Raw genomic sequence first — 18,460 nt, 5'->3', positions numbered from 1 at the left:
GTGAAAGGAACAGAAGGATGAGCATTGCAGTAGAATTTCGGGATGTGGTAAAACGCTTTCCGGGTGCAGCGGAAAATGCCGTAGATCATGTCAGTTTTCGGATTCGGGAAAAAGAAATGATCACAATTCTTGGAACTTCCGGTTGTGGAAAGACCACACTGATGAAGATGGTGAACCGGTTATATGATCCAACTTCCGGAGAAATCCGGGTATTTGGAGAAAACATTCGGGAAACGAATCCGGTACAATTACGCAGAAAAATTGGATATGTGATCCAGCAGGTGGGACTGTTTCCGCATATGACAGTCGAAAAAAATATTGCAGTGGTTCCGGAAATCCTCGGATGGGATTCTGCGCAGATACACGACCGTGTGACAGAGCTTCTGGAGCTTGTAAATCTGGCTCCAGAGCAGTATCGAAACCGCTATCCTTCGCAGCTTTCTGGTGGTCAGCAGCAGCGTGTGGGACTGGCCCGCGCGCTGGCGGCGAAACCGTCCATCATGTTGCTGGATGAGCCTTTTGGAGCCATTGATGCTATCAATCGGACGAATCTGCAGGATGAATTATTGAAAATACATGAGCGTGCAGGGCTGACCTGCATGTTTGTTACCCATGATGTGACAGAAGCACTGAAACTTGGAACACGGATCATGATCATGAATCAGGGAAAAATACAGCAGTTTGATACTGCGAAAGAGATTTTGGAACACCCGGCGAATGCATATGTGGCTTCATTGCTGCAGTCGGTACAGGAAGGATTAAACTTTTTCAGATGACACGTTTTATATCGTATACAACGAGACATTATGACAAGTTAATACAGGCTGTTTTGGAGCATTTTGAAATCGTCGGAATTACGCTTCTGATTTCAGTAGCTTTGGCGTTTGTGATCTCCATGCTGGTGATGGATCATAAACGGATTACGACATGGATCATGCGGGTGTCCAGTATGATTTACGCGATTCCGAGTCTGGCATTGTTTGCCCTGCTGCTTCCGGTGACGGGACTTGGTATGCAGACGGCCATTCTGGTGCTTGTAATCTACAATCAGTTTATTCTGGTCCAGAGCTTTACGGATGGATTTACGTCGGTTGATCCTGGAATCCTTGAGGCAGCTACCGGAATGGGAATGACGAGAGGACAGATTTTTCGAAAAATCCGTCTGCCGCTGGCGCTGGATACGATGATCGCCGGAATTCATATCGCAATTATCTCCACCATCGGAATTGCAACCATTGCGTCCACGGTAGGAGCCGGAGGCCTGGGAACGATTCTTTTTGAGGGCATGCGGACGCAAAACGTGGTAAAAATCGTCTGGGGAACCGTGTTGTCCGTGGCAATGGTACTCGGGGTAAACGGTATTTTAAAACTGATAGAAAAAAGAATCAAAAAGAAAATTTACAGCAATGCAGGTCAGAAGAAGGCATAAAAAACCATTTTCTGTACCTGCTAAAATGCGTTATAATACATAGATAAGATTTGGAGAAAAGTGATGATTAGAGAGTATTTAAAAGAACACATTCTGATCACAGATGGTGCCATGGGTACTTACTATGACAGAAAGAAGACAGAAAATAAGCGGATCGCGGAGGAGGCAAATCTGCTGGAGCCGGAACTGATCAGCCGGATCCATGAGGAATATCTGGAGCAGGGGGCCAGACTGATCCGCACCAATACCTTTGCGGCAAATCATGCCATGGCGTTGCGCAGAGGACTACGTGACCGTCAGGAGCAGGATGCTTACGTGAAAAAAGTGATCCAGACCGGATGGAAACTGGCACAGGATGCGGCACAGATGTGCCAGGAAGAAATTTTTGTGGCAGCGGATATTGGCCCGGTGGCAGAGAATCTGTTTTACGAAGATGAATTTGATGAGACAGAGGAATATCGTTTCCTGGCAGATTGCTTTCTGGAGTGTGGAGCGCAGATCTTTAATTTTGAGACATTTTCTGATATCAAAGCGGTTACAAAAGCAGCACGATATATTAAGGAAAAATGCCCGGATGCGTTCATCATGGTTTCTTTTGCGGCAAATCGCAACGGTTATACCACGAAAGGAATCAGCATCAGCCGTCTGTTTGCGGAGGCAGCGCAGACACCGGAAATCGACAGTTATGGATGTAACTGTCTGTTAGGCGCAGCTCATATGTATAAATTGATCAAGGCACAGAATCTGGATCCGGAGAAATACATTCAGATCCTGCCAAACAGCGGTTATCAGCAGATTGTCCGTGGTCAGGCAGGACATGCAGATGGTGTGAATTATTTTGCAGAAAAGATGGAGCAGATCGCAGATCTTGGTGTCAACATCATGGGCGGATGCTGTGGAACCACGCCGAAGCATATTCATGCACTGTGTGAAAAACTGTCAGGGAAAGCACCGCAGGAGAAACTTGCTGCTGTGGAGAAAGGCACTGAGGATGCGGTATCCCAGACGCGCAACAATCCTTTTATGGAAAAACTGCAGAGAGGTGAAAAAGTCATCGCAGTGGAACTGGATCCGCCATTTGACCAGAATGCGCAGAAACTGATGGAGGGAGCATTCCGATTGAAACAGAGTGGTGTGGACATTATTACCATTGCGGATTCTCCATTGGCGAGGGCCCGTGCAGATTCCGTACTTTTGGCTGCAAAAGTAAGTTCCATGGTGGATATTCCTGTGATGCCGCATATTGCCTGCCGTGACAGAAATCGTATCAGTATGCATTCTACACTGCTGGGCGCGCATATCAATGGAATCCGCAATTTGATGATCGTTACTGGTGATCCGGTACCTTCTGGAGAGCGTGACAACACAAAGAGTGTTTTTGACTTTAATTCCATTCGTTTTATGGACTATCTAAAAGAACTGAATCAGGATATTTTCCTGCAGGATGCCTTTTCCTACGGAGGGGCACTGAATCAGAACCAGGCCAATACGGACAAAGTGATCGAGCGTATGCAGAAGAAAATCGATGCAGGTGCTTCATGGTTTATGACACAGCCAATTTATTCTGATGAGGAAATAGAAAAGCTGGCCAGAATGAAACGTGAGTTGAACACAAAGATTTTATGTGGTATCATGCCGTTAGTCAGTTATCGCAACGCGATGTTTATCAAAAACGAGATGCCGGGCATTCAGGTACCGGATGAGATCGTGGCGCAGTATCGGCCGGATATGAGCCGTGCAGATGCAGAGGCGGTTGCAGTCCGCATTTCCCTGTCCGTGATGGAAAAGTTGGAAAATGTAGCTGATGGATTTTATTTTATGACACCATTTAACCGGGTATCCCTGATCTGTCGGATTATCGATGCGCGGAAAGTACAATAGGAGAGTTGAAATGACAAGAGAAGAACTTTATGGACTGTTGGAAAAAGGTCCGGTATTTCTGGATGGAGCTACCGGAAGTAACCTGCAGAAAGCAGGTATGCCAACTGGTGTATGCCCGGAGCAGTGGATCCTGGATCACCCGGATGTGATTGTAGACCTGCAGAAGCGGTATATCGAGGCGGGTACTCAGATTTTGTATGCACCGACTTTTTCCGGAAACAGAATTAAATTAGAAGAATACGGTCTGGCCGATAAAATCGTAGAGATTAATACAAAACTGGTTCAGCTGTGTAAAGAGGCGGCTGGTGACAAAGGTCTGGTTTGCGGTGATATGACTATGACCGGTGAGAGCCTGGAGCCGATGGGCGATCTGGAGTTAGAAGAACTGATTGATATTTACAAAGAGCAGGCGAAAATCCTGTATGAAGCAGGTGTAGATCTCTTTGTCGTAGAGACAATGATGAGTCTTGCGGAGACCAGAGCAGCGGTTCTGGCCATCAAAGAAACCTGTGATCTGCCGGTCATGGTATCCATGACTTTTGACGAAAAAGGAAAAACATTATACGGAAATACACCGGAAGGCTGTATGGTTGTATTACAGAGCCTTGGAGCAGACGTTGTCGGTATCAACTGTTCCACCGGACCGGAGAAAATGGCGGAAATGGTCCGTCAGATGAAAAAATATGCAAACGTGCCGATTCTGGCCAAACCGAACGCAGGACTGCCGCAGATGGTTGACGGCGAGACGATGTATGATATGGGGCCGGAAGAATTTGCATCTTTTGGACCGATGCTGATGGAGGCCGGAGCATCAGTACTTGGCGGATGCTGCGGAACCACACCGGAGCATATTGCGCGTCTGGTAGAGACCACAAAGGATATTGTGCCTGTTCCGGTCATGAAAGAGCACAAGCGTGTGCTTGCATCGGAGCGTGCATTGCAGGAAATCGACATCAACGGACCGTTTCTTGTGATTGGTGAGCGTATCAATCCGACCGGAAAGAAGGCGTTGCAGGAGTCTCTGCGTCAGGGAAGCATGGATGTTGTCTGTGATATGGCAGAAGAGCAGGAAGAGATGGGTGCACACATCCTTGATATTAATATGGGAATGAATGGAATTGATGAGAAAGCTATGATGTTGGAAGCAATCGAGGAAGTGACCATGACCACAACGCTTCCGCTTTGTATCGATTCCAGTCACGTGGACATTATTGAGGCTGCCCTGCGTCGTTATCCGGGACGTGCACTGATCAACTCCATTTCATTGGAGAGAGAAAAATTTGAGAAACTGCTTCCGATTGCGAAAAAATACGGAGCAATGTTTATTTTGCTTCCGCTCTCTGATGCAGGACTGCCAAAGGATATCAATGAAAAGAAAGAAATTATTCATAAGATCCTTGACCGTGCATTAGAACTTGGCATGTGCAAAGAAGATATTGTAGTAGATGGATTGGTGGCAACCGTAGGAGCCAATAAAAATGCGGCTCTGGATACATTGGCAACCATTCGTTACTGTAAAGAAGAACTGGGACTGGCAACGGTCGGCGGATTATCCAATATTTCCTTCGGACTGCCGAACCGTGGATATGTCAATGCAGCATTTGTAACTATGGCACTGCAGAGTGGACTGACCATGGCCATTGCGAACCCATCCAGTGATATCATGATGAATCTGGCAGCAGCCAGTGACTTACTGTTAAACAAGACCGGTGCAGATTTGAATTATATCAACCGCATGGCTGACTTTGACGCGAAAAAAAAAACTGAATCCGTAAAGCAAGCTGAAATTGCAGCTGCAGCAAAACAGGATGCAAAGAAAGAAGTCGATGTTTCTTCTGAGAAAAATGCTGATGAAACTTCTGTTGCGCATAGCACCATTTACAAAGCTGTATTAAACGGTTCTATGAAGAGCATTCTGGATGAGGTCAAGGCGGGACTTGCAGCGGGTATCGAACCGGGAGTGATCGTCAGCGAGGAACTGATTCCGGCCATCAACGAAGTGGGAGATCTTTTTGAACAGCAGAAATATTTCTTGCCGCAGCTGATCGCCAGCGCGGAAACCATGAAGAAGGCCATTGAATATCTGGAGCCGATGCTGTCTTCCGGGGATGAAACCGGTCCGAAGGTGACGATCATCATAGCAACTGTGGAAGGTGATATTCATGATATCGGAAAAAATCTGGTGGCACTGATGTTGAAAAACTATGGATTTCGGGTGGTAGATCTGGGAAAAGATGTGCCAAAAGAAACCATTGTGCAGGCAGCCATTGATGAAAATGCGGATATCATTGCATTGTCAGCGCTGATGACAACCACTATGATGCGTATGAAAGATGTGGTGGAACTGGTCAGAGAAAAAAATGTAAATGCGAAGGTAATCATCGGTGGTGCAGTTATCACACAGAGCTATGCAGATGAAATCGGAGCGGATGGTTACTCCAAGGATGCGGCCGATGCGGTCAGACTGGTGCAGCGTTTAATGGGGCTGGTGTAGTATTGGCTATCGGTAGGTAAATGAAGGAAAAATCGGAGAAATTTATCTCGTTCGCTAGACGTTCACTACCCTCGTTTTGCTTCGGTTTTATCGCGCTCGTTCTCGACTCCTATAAAAGCTGGTCGTCTTCCACTCGCGCAAAACTCGCAAAACTCGGTCGTTCGCTTAATCGCTCGCCGAGATAAATTTCTTTGATTTTTCCGTTTCAGTATTGGAACGATAGCTTTATACCCAGTGATGCTGTGTGTCACACAAATATATAGCCACATGTGATGGTTCGCATTCGGAACACGAGTGTTCTATGGCTTTTTTCATAATGCAAATCTGCGCATATAGCATAGAGTTAAGTAAAGTAGACATTAAATGTACGCGTGTCGTGTATTGCAAGGTAGTACGAAATTTTATGATATCGTAACGTAAATAGGGGTCTGGATTCATTTTTTCTCAGCAAGCGATTGTTAGCTGCGGAGACAAAATGAATCCAGACCCCTTTCAATACCTAAATTTTAGACTATCTAGAAAAGTCCATTATTGTGAACCGGTACGATATCCTGCACGTTATGCTCTACCACATCCCAATGCTCAGCCAGTTTGCCATCTTCCATACGATAGATATCACATACTTTATTGATTGCACCATTTTCCAGTGTGCATTTGAAGAATACATATACGATATCGCCATCTTCACCGATATGAATGATATCCATATGTGGTTTCAGACCAAAGAAAAATTTTGTGAATTCTACAAAACCTTCTTTTCCATCCGGTGCAGTCGGATTGTGCTGGATATAGTCATCTTTCATATAATCGTCAAGATTCGAAACATCCCAGTTGTTAAATACTTCGTCGTAAAATTTCAATACAAGTTCTTTGTTTGTCATAGTTTTTTCCTCCAGATTTTATCTCATGTTTTATCCGACATAACACGGAGTGCGAATATCCGCTTTACTTTTGGTTGAAGTGTTGTGTCATGCAGATGTATTTGATACATATATCATACGGAAAATGTGCTGCGTTGAAAAGATTTGTCTGTTGAAAATAACGTAAGAATAGAATCTGAATTTTCAACATTTGTTCAATGAAACATCCGTTCATCATGAATTTATTCTTCTGAAAAAGACCAGAATTTTGTGATATAGGGGATGGCAGTTTTACGAATAGAAAGAAAATCACTGAATTGTGGAAATAAATATTCGTTTTATCCATGCTTTTGACGCAATTGTGCTATTAGTACATAAAACAGTGATTGTAAAATAGAGATAATTCATGGGGACGTTTATAGATACTATTTCAATTTATGGAGACTTTCAGTTTTCATAGGATATCAGCAATAAAACAGATTGCAACAGAGTAGGAGAGGAGAAATCAATTATGGTCAGAGTAGGAGTCATTGGATGTGGAAGAATCGCGCAGCGACGCCATGTGCCGGAGTATGCTTCCAATAAAAAGGTAGAGATTGCAGGATATTATGATGCAAAAATGCCGCGGGCGCAGGCGTTAGCGGACAGATATGGTGGAAAAGTGTATGAATCTATCGACGAAATGCTTGCAGATGCCTCCATCGATGCGGTCAGTGTCTGCGTGGCAAATAACAAACATGCGAAGGTGAGTATCCGTGCGATGCAGGCAGGAAAACATGTACTGTGTGAGAAGCCGATGGCTACTTCCGTTGAGGAGTGCGAGCAGATGCTGCAGATCGCAAAAGAACACAATTGTTTTCTGATGATCGGCCAGAATCAGCGTTTTAATATGGGACATATCCGTGCCAAAGAGCTGATCGAACAGGGCTTGATCGGAAAGCCGCTGACCTTTAAGACAACATTTTGCCATGGTGGACCGGAGAAATGGCTGGCAACGGATGATACAGAAAAAATGTCCGGACCAATCTGGTTTTTTGACAAAAAAATTGCTTCTATGGGAGCGATGGCAGATCTTGGTATTCATAAAACAGATCTGATTCAGTATCTGTTGGACGATAATATCACGGAAGTGACGGCAAAGGTCATGACGCTGGATAAAAGAGATGCCAACGGCAACATGATCGAACTGGAGGATAATGCCATCTGTATTTTTAAAATGGAGAGTGGTGTGTTTGGCACGATGACAGTCAGCTGGACGGATTATGGCGAAGAGGATAATTCGACGGTAATTTTTGGCACAAAAGGTCTGATGCGTATTTACGATAACAGCGAGCATACGATTCAGATCAGCACAGACCGTGGGGACAAGATTTATTATGATCTGGATATGATGATGACAAATACAAATCAACGTGAGTCAGGTGTGATCCGTGAATTTATCAAGGAACTGGAAAGCGGAGAGTGGACCAATGCGGCCGATGACCGGTCGGTCAATGCGCTGCGGGCGGTGCTGGCGAGTTTTCAGTCCAGCCAGGAGGATAGAACCATCAAACTGTAGGAATTTAGTTCGAAATCAGCGAATCCGTTTACGCCATCTAGTCGCTCGTTCTGATTTTCAATATAAGTTGTGATGTCATTAGTAAATCGGTATAGTTAAAAATTTATGGGGATGCGTACGTAAATTAAGCGCCAGTCAGGCACTCTTTCCTCAGCGAGCGATTGTTAGCCGCAGAGGTAAGAGTGATGACTGGCGCTTTCATAACCTCAAATTTATAGCCACAAAAGAAGCTTAATCGATAACCACAGTTCTGGTCATATTTCCTTCCAGTGGCACCGGAATATAAGCCGTTCTGGTACAAACAGTCAGATGCACCTCATGAGAACCTTTGGAAAGTCCGCCTTCCTGCAGAACACGTACGGTTCCCGGTGCGCCGTACTCCCATTTGATCGTTCCGACTGTTTTCATTTCATCTAATGAGAACCAGTCAATATGATCTGGTGTGAAACGAATATTTTCAGCAGGTACTTTTACACCGTCTACTTCAACTGCAAGGAAGTTGATCATGGAAAGTGGAATGCCTCTGTAATAGGTAATGTGTGTATCCATTTCATAACCGATGATTTTTCCGTCTTCTTCTACATTATGACAGGTTCCTGGTATAAATACATTATTATCAAACATGTCTGAATTCCTCCTAACCTTCGTACTTTCTGATAAGATTCTGAATCAGTTTCTGGTGAGCTGCAACCTGCTCTTTTTCCGGAATGTACTCACCAGGTTTTACCCAGCGGTTTCCTTCGTATTCTGTGGAAACATATCCGTTGTAGTTGTGTTCGTGCAAATATTTGATCACTTCTTCGTAATCCATGGAGTACTCGACACCTTCATTTGTCATCTCATACAGTTTGAAGTGGAAGTGCTGGATATATTTTGCAAATGGGTCCATTGCGCTTAATGGTACATTTTCATATCCGTCACAGTTTGCAGCATAGAACATATCTTTTGCAGGATCTTTGATGTATTTATCCATTTCTGGATTTTGTCCGTTATTTTCAAGCCTGATGTGGAACGTATCTTTTCCGCTGGCAAATACGTCATTGACATATTTTACCAGATCCGGGTTTGTTCCATAAATGTCCATGCAGTACTCGTCAACAACTCTTGGTGGTCTGCGGCAGAAAATACTTGTGTCAGGAACGATACCGATGTACGGAGAGTCCAGACGGATCATTTCCTCCAGGAATTCTTCTGTTTTTGGAACACCGAAGCCAAGTCCGCCGTGGATTTCGATACAAAGGGAAACATCGTATTTTGCAGCTGTCTCCAGGCATGGTTCAAGGATCCAGGCTGGAACCATGGAAACGAGGCGGATTACTTTGAATCCGAGACGGTGAGCCATGATTATTTCCTGCTTGATCAGGTCGATGCATTCACGTTTTGTTAAAGTACGGTTTGTATATAAGTTGGTATTCAGAAAAATATCGTCACAGGCAAGTCCCGGATGATGTTTTTCAATGATCTTATCCCATGCTGCGTAAGTCTCTTCGGTAGGATTCGGAGTGCCTTTCAGCATCTGATCCGGAAGAAGTTCGATACCGTCAGCACCAAGGCTCATAACGTAGCCGACGATCTGATCAAGGTCCATGTTACCGCGTAAATACTGATACTGTAAACTGTATAAGCTTACACTTGATTTGATACCCATAATAAAATTCATCCTTTCTTTCGAGTTTTCTCTTATTTTGTTAAGTTCATTATACGAAAAAAGCATCAGGGAAACGATAGATAATAGTAGTCAAGAACATGGACAAAACACATTATTTTTGCTATTCTTAAGAAGAAAAAAGATACTTTGTACATTATGACGAGGGAAATTATGTATGGAAATTATAGAGATTGGCAGATCGAAAAAATTGCATTACAGTTTTCCAGAGCACAAACATGGTTACTGGGAAATCTTATTAAATACGCATGGAAATGGCATATTTTTGGCGGAAGGAAAGGCCTTTGAGTTTCATCCGGGAACGATTCTTGTGATTCCACCGTATACGCCGCATCAGAAAAAATCGAATGAAGGGTTTCTGGATCGGTCTATTTTCTTGAAAAATTTTCGGAATATCGGCCGCAGCGGCGTCAAGCAGTTTGAGGATGATGACAAACAGACGATTTCCCGGATTTTTGATTTAGTGGAACAGTTTCAGTATGATGAGACGAATCAAAAGGGGGAGACGGAGGCCTCCATCACAAGTGTGCTTGGAGATTTGCTGTATCAGGTGCTGGTTTCTTATTATAATCAGAGCAAAAAGAAGGACATCCGTCTGGAGGGCGTGGTGGAACTCATGAATGAAAATGTATCCAATGCGGAGTTTGAACTGTCAAAAGCCATTCAGTCCAGCGGCTATTCCATGGGATATTTCCGAAAAATCTTCAAGGAGATGACGGGACAGTCACCGGTGAATTATTTTAATTCCCTGCGGATCAGCCAGGCTAAGTCGCTGTTTCAGCAGTATGGAAATAGTCGGACGGTGAAGGAAATTGCCTACAGCTGTGGATTTTCTGACGCATTGTATTTCAGTCGGGTGTTCCGGCAGCAGGAAGGTGTCAGCCCGCAGCAGTACATCCGTACGCTACAGAAGGAAATGACAGCGGAAGATGTCGAGATGGTGCGGATGGATACACCGGAAGAGTTGATATAAAATATCTCTTTACTTTAAAACTTTAGTATGTTAAAATTTTGCATGAAGAAATTGCAAAATACGGGTTTTTATTAGAACAGAAGGAGTATATAGAATGAGCAAAAAAATCAGAACCGAAGCTGTGGATCATTTGTTTGAGGCAATTCTGTGCCTGAAAGATAAGGAAGAATGCTATACTTTTTTTGAAGATGTTTGTACCATCAATGAAATTCTTTCTCTATCACAACGATTTGAAGTAGCACATATGCTGCGCCAGCAGAAGACGTATCTGGACATCGCAGAAAAGACAGGGGCATCTACTGCAACCATCAGCCGTGTCAACCGTTCCCTGAATTATGGAAATGACGGATATGATATGGTATTTGCCAGAATGCAGGGCAAAGAGGAAGAGCAGTAAATCTGCTGAGCAAGTAAGATGCAACATGCAAATGAAAGCAAAAAGTGAGAGAAGAACAGGATAAATCTGTAAGTATAAAAAGTGATATAAGAAATGCAAAAAAAGAAACGGCGGAAGAATCCCTGATGGCAGGGAAACTTAAGACCGTTTCTTTTTATATGACTTTCCGTTTTTGGACGGCTGTGGTTTTTTCATGGAATCTATGATTTTCTCAATCAGTAGTTTTTTTGTATAAACGTCAAAATTCAGCAGGCAGATAAACGTGAATTTCTGGAGAAAATCAGCGTCTTCTTCACTTAGGTTTTCCAGATCGGAAAAAGCGGATTCACTGATGATATATTCTTCCTGAATGATTTCTTTTAAACGTTCTACCTGATGCGCTTCCAAACGAAAAATGCCGTCGTAAATCTCCTCCAGTGTAGGCGAAGATTTTTTTCCAAAGTACTCATTCGTCAGAGGATTTAAGACACTCTGAATATCGCTGATACTCAAAACACTCTTGAAATAATAGATAAATACCAAGGTCAGAATGTGCTCTTTGGAATACTTTTTCTTTTCAGGCGGAGGAAGCAGATTGTTTTTGACATAATTGTTGATCATGGTTTTTGTCAAAATCGGGTCTTCCTCATGACGCTTGGTCGGATACAGTTCCCGTTCCATGAAAGTCATAACCTGATCCATGTACAGGTTGATATCCGGCAGAGCTTCCAGTTTGACATGGTCGATGCGGGACAGACTTTCCAGTATGCTGTTGAGTAAATCGTTGGTGTTGATGGTCATGGTACTGCCTCCAAATTTGTAAACCTATGAAATATATACTATAACGCTATGAATATATAAACCTATAAATATATGGCGCTATATGTCGTGACATTTATAGGATATTATATAGTATTGAAAACCGAATGACAAGAAGGACTTGTACTTTTCACCGTGATAAAGTTATAATAAAACTATCTTGCATTTGTTCAAATAGAATAGATGGTGCAGTTTATTCTATATAAACCAGACATGCATGTGGGTATTAAATAATAACAAAGATTCCGAATGACAGAGGAAATCAGAAAAAAGGAGAATAAAGCACATATGTTATTTCAGGAAGAACGGACACCGTTAGTGCCTAAGGAAAAAGAAAATCATGTGGAGTGGCCTGCAAATTATTTTGCAGAATTTAAACCGGAAGCCAGAAAGGAAATTTTGGAAGCCAGAAGAGCGCAGAAAGTGGACGAGACACTGGAACTTCTGGAAAAATTATTTGCACTTCGTTATAAACAGGATAAAAAAGGAATTTATGCAGATCAGTTTCTGGGATATTTTCTCGAACTGCGCATCACAGCGGAAAATCTGGACAGCATGTTTTCTGAACGGAAAAATAAGAAAACAGTGAAAAAATGTCTGGAAAAATTACAACTGCATGAGGATTCAGAGTTTCCGGAGGAACTGATCTATCAGGAAATGTGTCAGCTGACAGGACTTTATATTTTTTCCTGCTCCAAAGACGTGAATTATACATCCATGCTCTGGGGACTTGGAAAGAAAAGTGATGAAAAGATCAGTGAGAAGATCAATCTGGATCTGGAGCGTATCGGAGAGGCCATACCGAAATACCTTTCCATGGAAGAAGAATATCGGGTAATGAAAGCCGCTATTTTGGATACAAAAAAGAAATACCTGTAACTATTCAGAGCCATGCAGATTTACAAAAAAAGTGCGAATCATGCTGGCATGAATGAACACTTTTTTCTGTAAATCTATTTGGCGAGAAGCCACATCGAGATGAAGCGTAGCGAAATCGAGATGGCTCTGAATAGTTACATGGAAGGTAGCTGCGAGGCAGAAGAGAACACCCCTGGGGAGGTAATGACAATGGATGAAAAGCAGCTTATGGATTTTGATGTACTGACTCCGGCGGAAGGGGAAGTGTCGGATGCGGACCTGCAGATTCTGTTTGTGCTGAACGGAAGTGCATCTGTGCAGGTGACGGGAACTACGCTGGTGCTTGAGGAAAAGGATTTCCTGATTGTGAATCCGTTTCAGTTGTATGCGGTGAAGATGGATAAAAATGCGCTGGTGATGCGTTTCCGGACAAATGTCCGGATGCTTTCGGATTATTATGATATCAGTAAAATGGAGTTTCTGGGTAATTCCGTGGAGGAGGCCTCCGAGCGACATACGGTTCTGCGTAATCTTCTGGAAAAATGTATCACATACTATTATGGGAAAAAAAGTGACAATGGCAGAATTTTATTGAAACTGAACAGTCTGTATTATGAAATCGCAGAGCTTTTGATTTCCTCGTTTTCCATTGTGCGCAGTCAGACAGCGGAAGAACTAGAAGGGGCGGAAGACGAATCCCTGATACAGGAAATGACCCGTTATATCCGGATGAATTATCAGTCAGCGTTGAAACTGGAGGATCTGGCGGATCATTTTTTCCTGTCGCCACCCTATATTTCCCGCTTTTTTAAGAAAAAACTTGGTATTAATTTTGCCAAATATCTGACGGATGTGCGTCTGGAAGAAGCAACGAAAAAGCTGGAGCAGACAGGTAATTCCCTGACCTGGATCGCCATGGACTGTGGATTTCCAAATCTGACGGCATTTAATAAAGCATTTCGTGAAAAATATCAGATGAGCCCGAAACAGTATCGTGCAGAATTAAAGCAGACAGAGCAGACACAGGAGCATACCGATAAAGAAAACCGTGCCCTGGCAGAATTTCAGCTGCTGGACTATTTTGAGAAAAACAACCATATTCCGGGACAGGAATTTGATGAGGTGGAGCAGGTACAGGTAGATACGTCGGAGTATTCCATTTTGGAGAAAAACTGGAATAAGATGATCAACATCGGTGGAATCTATCTGCTGCTACAGAAAGAGATTCAGGATCATACGTTATTTTTGTGTAAGACATTGGGATATGAATATGTCCGTATCTGGGATCTGTATGAGCAGCGAATGCATATCAATGCTGGAAATAAGGAACGGCGTTATAACTTCAGCCGTCTGGACACCTGTCTGGATTTCCTGAGTCAGAATCATATTAAGCCATATTTGGAACTGGGATTTAAACCGTTTATTCTGCTGCGAAACTATGAAGATTATATTTTTAATGAAGAGCGTGAAATTGTATTTGACGAAGCGGAAGAATATGGTGCATTTATCCGGAGTCTGATGAAACATCTCATCAACCGTTACAGCAGTCAGGAACTGTCTGCCTGGTATTTTGAACTCTGGTGCGATCCTCGATGGTTCCCGGAGGGAGAACCGGCCACCTATATCGAATACTTTGAGGAAGCCTATCAGGCAATCAAGGAACTGATGCCAAGGGCGCATGTGGGCGGAGCCTGGGACCGCTCTTATGGGATTATTTCTTTTGAACATTTTATAGAGATATGGAGCACACGGAATGTACAGCCTGATTTCCTGTCCATTTACTGTTATGCGCCGCTCTTGCGTGAGGTTATGTATAATGAGCAGGGACTCCATGCGTCGGAGAGCGAGAGACGTGAGCGGATGCGTATGCATCATATTACAGATGGAGAAACGGTAGAACCGGAACAGATCAGGAATTTCCAGATCAGCAGTTATGTGGAAAGCCGGAAGCGGATCATGCTGCAGTATGGAATGATGATGCCGCTGCTCTGTAGTGAGTGGAACTTTACCGTGATCAATTCAAATGTTGTAAATGACAGCCGGTTCAAAGGCGCCTATGTGATGAAAGAAATCATGAATATGTACCAGGAACTGGGAATGATGGGCTATTGGTTCGGTACAGATCAGTTTGCGGAGGATGATGATGCGCCGATGCTGCTGAATGGCCGTTGTGGTCTGATTACCCATCAGGGAATCTGCAAACCGGCTTACTGGGCCATTCTTATGATGAACCGTCTGGAGGATTATCTGTTGAAAAAGACAGAGCATACCATGATCACCCGTAATGAGTATGGCAGTTATGTTATTGCCTGTCATAACTATAAACCGCTGGATATTCAGTATTATGTGCAGAAAGAAATGGATGTAAGGATTGAGAGCATTCCGCATTTCTATGAAAATGAGACACAGCTTACGTTAAATATCACTATCACCGGTGTAAAAAACGGAAAATATCATATCAAGACCAGGGTTGTGAATTCCCAGTACGGCGGCGTGCAGGATGAGTGGCTGCGCATGGGTAAAGTGGCATTTCTGACCCAGGCAGATGTGGAATATATCGATCATATGTCCAGACCGCATATTACGATTTCAGAGCAGATCGTAACAGATCAGGTGCTGCGTTTTTCAACAAAACTGGAAGCGCAGGAGATTCAGTTGATCCATGCGTTTCGATATATGGAGGAATGATTCCAGTTCCACGCGCCATTCGCAAAACGCACGTACCGTGCTTCTTTGATCCTACTTGAAAATGATTCAAGTAGGATCGTTCGCAAAGCGAACTTTTTTGCTCATAAAATGGCGCTCCATTCATCCCTATATATGAATCTGATTCTGTATGCGAGCATACTCATCAGATTTATATATGGGATGAGGAACTGGGAATATAAAACGAAAGACCAGAGAATATGTTTCTCGGGTCTTTCATTTTCATGAGGAGTTTAATTTATATAGTACACAGAAATCAGGTAGATTCCTGTATTACTAACTTGCTTGGAAGCAGGATCGGTTTCACCTGCTCATATGGATTGCGGATCAGCGAGAGCAGAAGCTTCGCACTCTGCATTCCAAGTTCACGCCGGGGCTGGCTGATGGTGGAGATGGTCGGAGTGGAAAGGGACGCGTACATGGTATTGTCAAAACCAAATACTTTGATGTCCTCCGGAATCCGGAATCCCTGTGCCAGACCAGCTTTGATTACAGCGTGGGCATGTTTGTCTGATGTGGCAAAAATCGCATCAGGTGGATCTGCCAGCTGGAAGAAATGATTTGCAGCGGCCAGAATACGGTTGTAGGAAAAATCTGCAACCTGAACGACATATTCCGGCCGGACAGCCAATCCATTACCGGTGAGCATCGAACGATAGGCTCGATAGCGGCTTTGCACATGACGATAATCATATGAGGAGGAGAAGAATGCAATTTTATTGCATCCTTTGTTGATCAGATGTGCGATGGCTATCTTTGTAATGGAATAATCATCTATCGAAACATAAGGTATATTTTTCAAAAACGGATTGTACTCACTGCATTGTACAACAGGATATGCTGCATTCAGCTGCCGCAGAACATCCTCGGATAATGCATACATGACAATGATGCCGGAAATCTGAAGGCTTGCACAGTAATTCAAAAAAGAAGAAATCGTGCTGCGTTCCGGAATTCCCAATGTGACAACCATATGGCAGTGCGCGTGGCTCAGAAAATCTTTGATGCCTCCCAGAATATCGTCGTAAAAAGGATTGTTCCATGTCGGGATACATACTAATATGGTAGATTCCTGAGATGTCTTTTTTATAGAAGAAGCAGCAGTGCTTCTTTTTTTTGTGCGAAGATCTTCCGGGGAGATTTCATGAAACTCGAAAGCCTTCAATATCTTATCCCTGGTTTTCTTGGTAACCACATTTGGCTGATGAATCATGCGGGAAACGGTTGCCGGAGAAACACCGGCTGTTTTCGCAATATCATAAATAGTAACTTTGCCATTCATAATAAATTACATCCTTCTTGACTACGATTATGAAACATCATTAAGAAACAACTAGTTATGCAGGATAAAATTTAATAGTTATTTGTTTGTTTCATGAACAAAACATAGCAGAAATAACATAAAAATGGAATAGATAAATGAAAAAAACAACAAAAAGACAAGAAAAACATATAAAATATTGTTTGTTTCAGAAACAAAAAGAGAATGTGAACAAAATGTGGCAAGTTTGTGTGGAAAAAATAGAAAAAATAAACAATTTTCAAATAGTCGGTCAATATTGTATTTGTTAGAATACATGTAACGAGAGGGGAAGAAACCAACTCGAAAGAAAAAGGAGGTATTTCACAATGAAGATGTGGAAAAGATTAGTAAGCGTAGGCTTAGTAGCAGCAATGTCAGGTGCAATGCTTGCAGGATGCGGCAACACAGCAGGTAATGATGCGTCCAATGACGGAAGTGCAGCAGGTGAGAAACAGCCAGAAGCAGTTGGGGAAACAAAAGTTGAAGATACTGGCTTTGCTCCGGACAAAACTTACAAAATTGGTTACAACTATTATGGACCAGGTTCTTATGCATTAACAACTCTGGCAAACAATCAGGATTATGTAATCAAATGCTTCGGCAGCGAGTCACAGTCTACATCCGATGATTTCCAGGTAGATAAGATCGTACAGGACGTGGAGAACATGATCGCAGCAGGATGCGACGGATTAGTAATCTGGCTTCCGGCTGACAACTTATATAAAACTGTAATTGATATGTGTGAGAAAGCAAAAGTTCCATATGTATTCTCAGATAAAGTTCCATCTGATCCGGATGTCATCAAAGCATTACAGGAGAGCGAATATTTTGCAGGTGCAGTAGGACCGGCAAACGCAGAGTATGGTTCCTTAATCGCTGATTATGCATTAGAGCAGGGGTACAAAACATGTATTATTTCCACAGGTGCACAGGGTGATCCAACAGATACTCCACGTATCGAGGCTTTCACATCTGAGTTCGAAAAAGGTGGCGGTAAGATTGAACAGGTTGTTTATACAGATTCCCAGGATAATATCCAGCCATACACAGAGAACGCTTTAGTCGCTTATCCGGATGTTGATTTCGTATATGGTACAGGTTCTGATTTTGGTATTGGTGCAGCAGATGCGATTTCCAACCAGGGACTGGATGCAAAAGTTCTTACATCCGGACTTGACACAGCAGTACTTGAGTATTTGTGTGATGACAGTAATGCTGTTGAATTTGTAAATGGTGATTACTGGATTGCCGGTACAATGGCAACGGTAGCTCTGATGAACTATCTGGATGGAACACCGTTAGAGGATGCTGATGGAAACAAAGTATTTGTAGATAACATCATGCCATTCCAGATCACACCGGATACATATGAGACATTTAAGAAAACATTTATTGATAATCCATGTTATTCCGCAGCAGAAATTCAGGCTATGGATGGAAAATACAATCCGGATTTCAATTATGACGCATTTATGAAAGTAATCAGCGATTACTCATTAGATGAGAGAGCAGCAGCGGCTGCGAAATAATCTGTTTG

Annotated in this window: 15 protein-coding genes; 10 read left to right on the top strand and 5 right to left on the bottom strand. The window is 43.0% G+C overall.

Annotated elements, in window-relative coordinates:
* The first annotated feature begins 17 nt into the window (after window positions 1-17).
* From Q0I54_RS03830 to Q0I54_RS03815, 4 genes are all read left to right on the top strand, one after another.
* Complete coding sequence (locus Q0I54_RS03830) at window positions 18-776, top strand: ABC transporter ATP-binding protein (RefSeq protein WP_296116587.1); 759 nt, start codon at window positions 18-20, stop codon at window positions 774-776.
* A complete protein-coding gene (locus Q0I54_RS03825) occupies window positions 773-1,429 on the top strand; it encodes an ABC transporter permease (protein ID WP_296116585.1) in 657 nt (218 codons plus the stop codon). The genes Q0I54_RS03830 and Q0I54_RS03825 overlap by 4 nt, the downstream gene beginning before the upstream one ends.
* A 63-nt stretch (window positions 1,430-1,492) precedes the next feature.
* Window positions 1,493-3,310, top strand: coding sequence for a bifunctional homocysteine S-methyltransferase/methylenetetrahydrofolate reductase (locus tag Q0I54_RS03820; protein WP_296116584.1), 1,818 nt, complete (start codon window positions 1,493-1,495; stop codon window positions 3,308-3,310).
* 10 nt (window positions 3,311-3,320) lie between these two features.
* Window positions 3,321-5,804, top strand: a complete 2,484-nt coding sequence (locus tag Q0I54_RS03815) for a homocysteine S-methyltransferase family protein (protein ID WP_296116582.1) — start codon at window positions 3,321-3,323, stop codon at window positions 5,802-5,804.
* Window positions 5,805-6,319: 515 nt separating this feature from the next.
* Here Q0I54_RS03815 and Q0I54_RS03810 read toward each other — a convergent pair.
* Window positions 6,320-6,685, bottom strand: coding sequence for an ester cyclase (locus tag Q0I54_RS03810; protein ID WP_296116581.1), 366 nt, complete (start codon window positions 6,683-6,685; stop codon window positions 6,320-6,322).
* Between the two features lie 490 nt (window positions 6,686-7,175).
* On the opposite strand from Q0I54_RS03810, the gene Q0I54_RS03805 reads away from it, so the two are divergent.
* Window positions 7,176-8,222, top strand: a complete 1,047-nt coding sequence (locus tag Q0I54_RS03805; RefSeq protein WP_296116580.1) for a Gfo/Idh/MocA family protein — start codon at window positions 7,176-7,178, stop codon at window positions 8,220-8,222.
* Window positions 8,223-8,453: 231 nt separating this feature from the next.
* Here the strand turns inward: Q0I54_RS03805 and Q0I54_RS03800 are convergent, their stop codons facing one another.
* Together Q0I54_RS03800 and Q0I54_RS03795 are read right to left on the bottom strand one after the other, a co-directional pair.
* A complete protein-coding gene (locus Q0I54_RS03800; protein WP_296116578.1) occupies window positions 8,454-8,846 on the bottom strand; it encodes a DUF6379 domain-containing protein in 393 nt (130 codons plus the stop codon).
* Window positions 8,847-8,859: 13 nt separating this feature from the next.
* The gene (locus Q0I54_RS03795) at window positions 8,860-9,870 is read right to left on the bottom strand and encodes a sugar phosphate isomerase/epimerase (RefSeq protein ID WP_296116576.1); all 1,011 of its coding nucleotides are present in this window, start codon (window positions 9,868-9,870) and stop codon (window positions 8,860-8,862) included.
* A 175-nt stretch (window positions 9,871-10,045) separates the two neighbouring features.
* Here Q0I54_RS03795 and Q0I54_RS03790 point away from each other — a divergent pair, with 175 nt between their 5' ends.
* Entirely contained in the window at window positions 10,046-10,861 is an 816-nt protein-coding gene (locus tag Q0I54_RS03790) for an AraC family transcriptional regulator (RefSeq protein ID WP_296116575.1), read from the top strand.
* Between the two features lie 94 nt (window positions 10,862-10,955).
* Window positions 10,956-11,258: a YerC/YecD family TrpR-related protein gene (locus Q0I54_RS03785; protein ID WP_296116574.1), complete on the top strand. Its 303-nt coding sequence runs from the start codon at window positions 10,956-10,958 to the stop codon at window positions 11,256-11,258.
* Window positions 11,259-11,396: 138 nt separating this feature from the next.
* Here Q0I54_RS03785 and Q0I54_RS03780 read toward each other — a convergent pair whose 3' ends face one another.
* Window positions 11,397-12,038 carry a DUF1836 domain-containing protein gene (locus tag Q0I54_RS03780; protein WP_296116573.1) on the bottom strand — a complete coding sequence of 214 codons (642 nt, stop codon included), beginning with the start codon at window positions 12,036-12,038 and terminating at the stop codon, window positions 11,397-11,399.
* Window positions 12,039-12,344: 306 nt separating this feature from the next.
* Between Q0I54_RS03780 and Q0I54_RS03775 the strand changes: the two genes are divergently transcribed.
* Together Q0I54_RS03775 and Q0I54_RS03770 are read left to right on the top strand one after the other, a co-directional pair.
* A complete protein-coding gene (locus Q0I54_RS03775) occupies window positions 12,345-12,935 on the top strand; it encodes a DUF6553 family protein (RefSeq protein WP_296116571.1) in 591 nt (196 codons plus the stop codon).
* Window positions 12,936-13,034: 99 nt separating this feature from the next.
* On the top strand, window positions 13,035-15,602 hold the full coding sequence (locus Q0I54_RS03770; protein ID WP_296116569.1) for a GH39 family glycosyl hydrolase: 2,568 nt from the start codon (window positions 13,035-13,037) through the stop codon (window positions 15,600-15,602).
* 274 nt (window positions 15,603-15,876) lie between these two features.
* Here the strand turns inward: Q0I54_RS03770 and Q0I54_RS03765 are convergent, their stop codons facing one another.
* Entirely contained in the window at window positions 15,877-16,902 is a 1,026-nt protein-coding gene (locus Q0I54_RS03765; RefSeq protein WP_296116567.1) for a LacI family DNA-binding transcriptional regulator, read from the bottom strand.
* Window positions 16,903-17,249: 347 nt separating this feature from the next.
* On the opposite strand from Q0I54_RS03765, the gene Q0I54_RS03760 reads away from it, so the two are divergent.
* Window positions 17,250-18,452: a substrate-binding domain-containing protein gene (locus Q0I54_RS03760; protein ID WP_296116565.1), complete on the top strand. Its 1,203-nt coding sequence runs from the start codon at window positions 17,250-17,252 to the stop codon at window positions 18,450-18,452.
* Window positions 18,453-18,460: the final 8 nt, after the last annotated feature.

The organism is uncultured Eubacterium sp. (assembly GCF_934295145.1).
Lineage (GTDB): Bacteria > Bacillota > Clostridia > Lachnospirales > Lachnospiraceae > Eubacterium_I.
Note: the sequence above shows the minus strand (reverse complement) of the source record. Positions and strands in the feature narration are given on the sequence as shown.

Bases quoted from the DNA above. Each gene is read 5' to 3' on its own strand.
- Q0I54_RS03795 (WP_296116576.1), bottom strand. From the start codon at position 9,870: ATGGGTATCAAATCAAGTGTAAGCTTATACAGTTTACAGTATCAGTAT.
- Q0I54_RS03800 (WP_296116578.1), bottom strand. From the start codon at position 8,846: ATGTTTGATAATAATGTATTTATACCAGGAACCTGTCATAATGTAGAA.
- Q0I54_RS03760 (WP_296116565.1), top strand. From the start codon at position 17,250: ATGAAGATGTGGAAAAGATTAGTAAGCGTAGGCTTAGTAGCAGCAATG.
- Q0I54_RS03775 (WP_296116571.1), top strand. From the start codon at position 12,345: ATGTTATTTCAGGAAGAACGGACACCGTTAGTGCCTAAGGAAAAAGAA.
- Q0I54_RS03780 (WP_296116573.1), bottom strand. From the start codon at position 12,038: ATGACCATCAACACCAACGATTTACTCAACAGCATACTGGAAAGTCTG.
- Q0I54_RS03820 (WP_296116584.1), top strand. From the start codon at position 1,493: ATGATTAGAGAGTATTTAAAAGAACACATTCTGATCACAGATGGTGCC.
- Q0I54_RS03790 (WP_296116575.1), top strand. From the start codon at position 10,046: ATGGAAATTATAGAGATTGGCAGATCGAAAAAATTGCATTACAGTTTT.
- Q0I54_RS03830 (WP_296116587.1), top strand. From the start codon at position 18: ATGAGCATTGCAGTAGAATTTCGGGATGTGGTAAAACGCTTTCCGGGT.
- Q0I54_RS03825 (WP_296116585.1), top strand. From the start codon at position 773: ATGACACGTTTTATATCGTATACAACGAGACATTATGACAAGTTAATA.
- Q0I54_RS03765 (WP_296116567.1), bottom strand. From the start codon at position 16,902: ATGAATGGCAAAGTTACTATTTATGATATTGCGAAAACAGCCGGTGTT.
- Q0I54_RS03805 (WP_296116580.1), top strand. From the start codon at position 7,176: ATGGTCAGAGTAGGAGTCATTGGATGTGGAAGAATCGCGCAGCGACGC.
- Q0I54_RS03770 (WP_296116569.1), top strand. From the start codon at position 13,035: ATGAAGCGTAGCGAAATCGAGATGGCTCTGAATAGTTACATGGAAGGT.
- Q0I54_RS03815 (WP_296116582.1), top strand. From the start codon at position 3,321: ATGACAAGAGAAGAACTTTATGGACTGTTGGAAAAAGGTCCGGTATTT.
- Q0I54_RS03810 (WP_296116581.1), bottom strand. From the start codon at position 6,685: ATGACAAACAAAGAACTTGTATTGAAATTTTACGACGAAGTATTTAAC.
- Q0I54_RS03785 (WP_296116574.1), top strand. From the start codon at position 10,956: ATGAGCAAAAAAATCAGAACCGAAGCTGTGGATCATTTGTTTGAGGCA.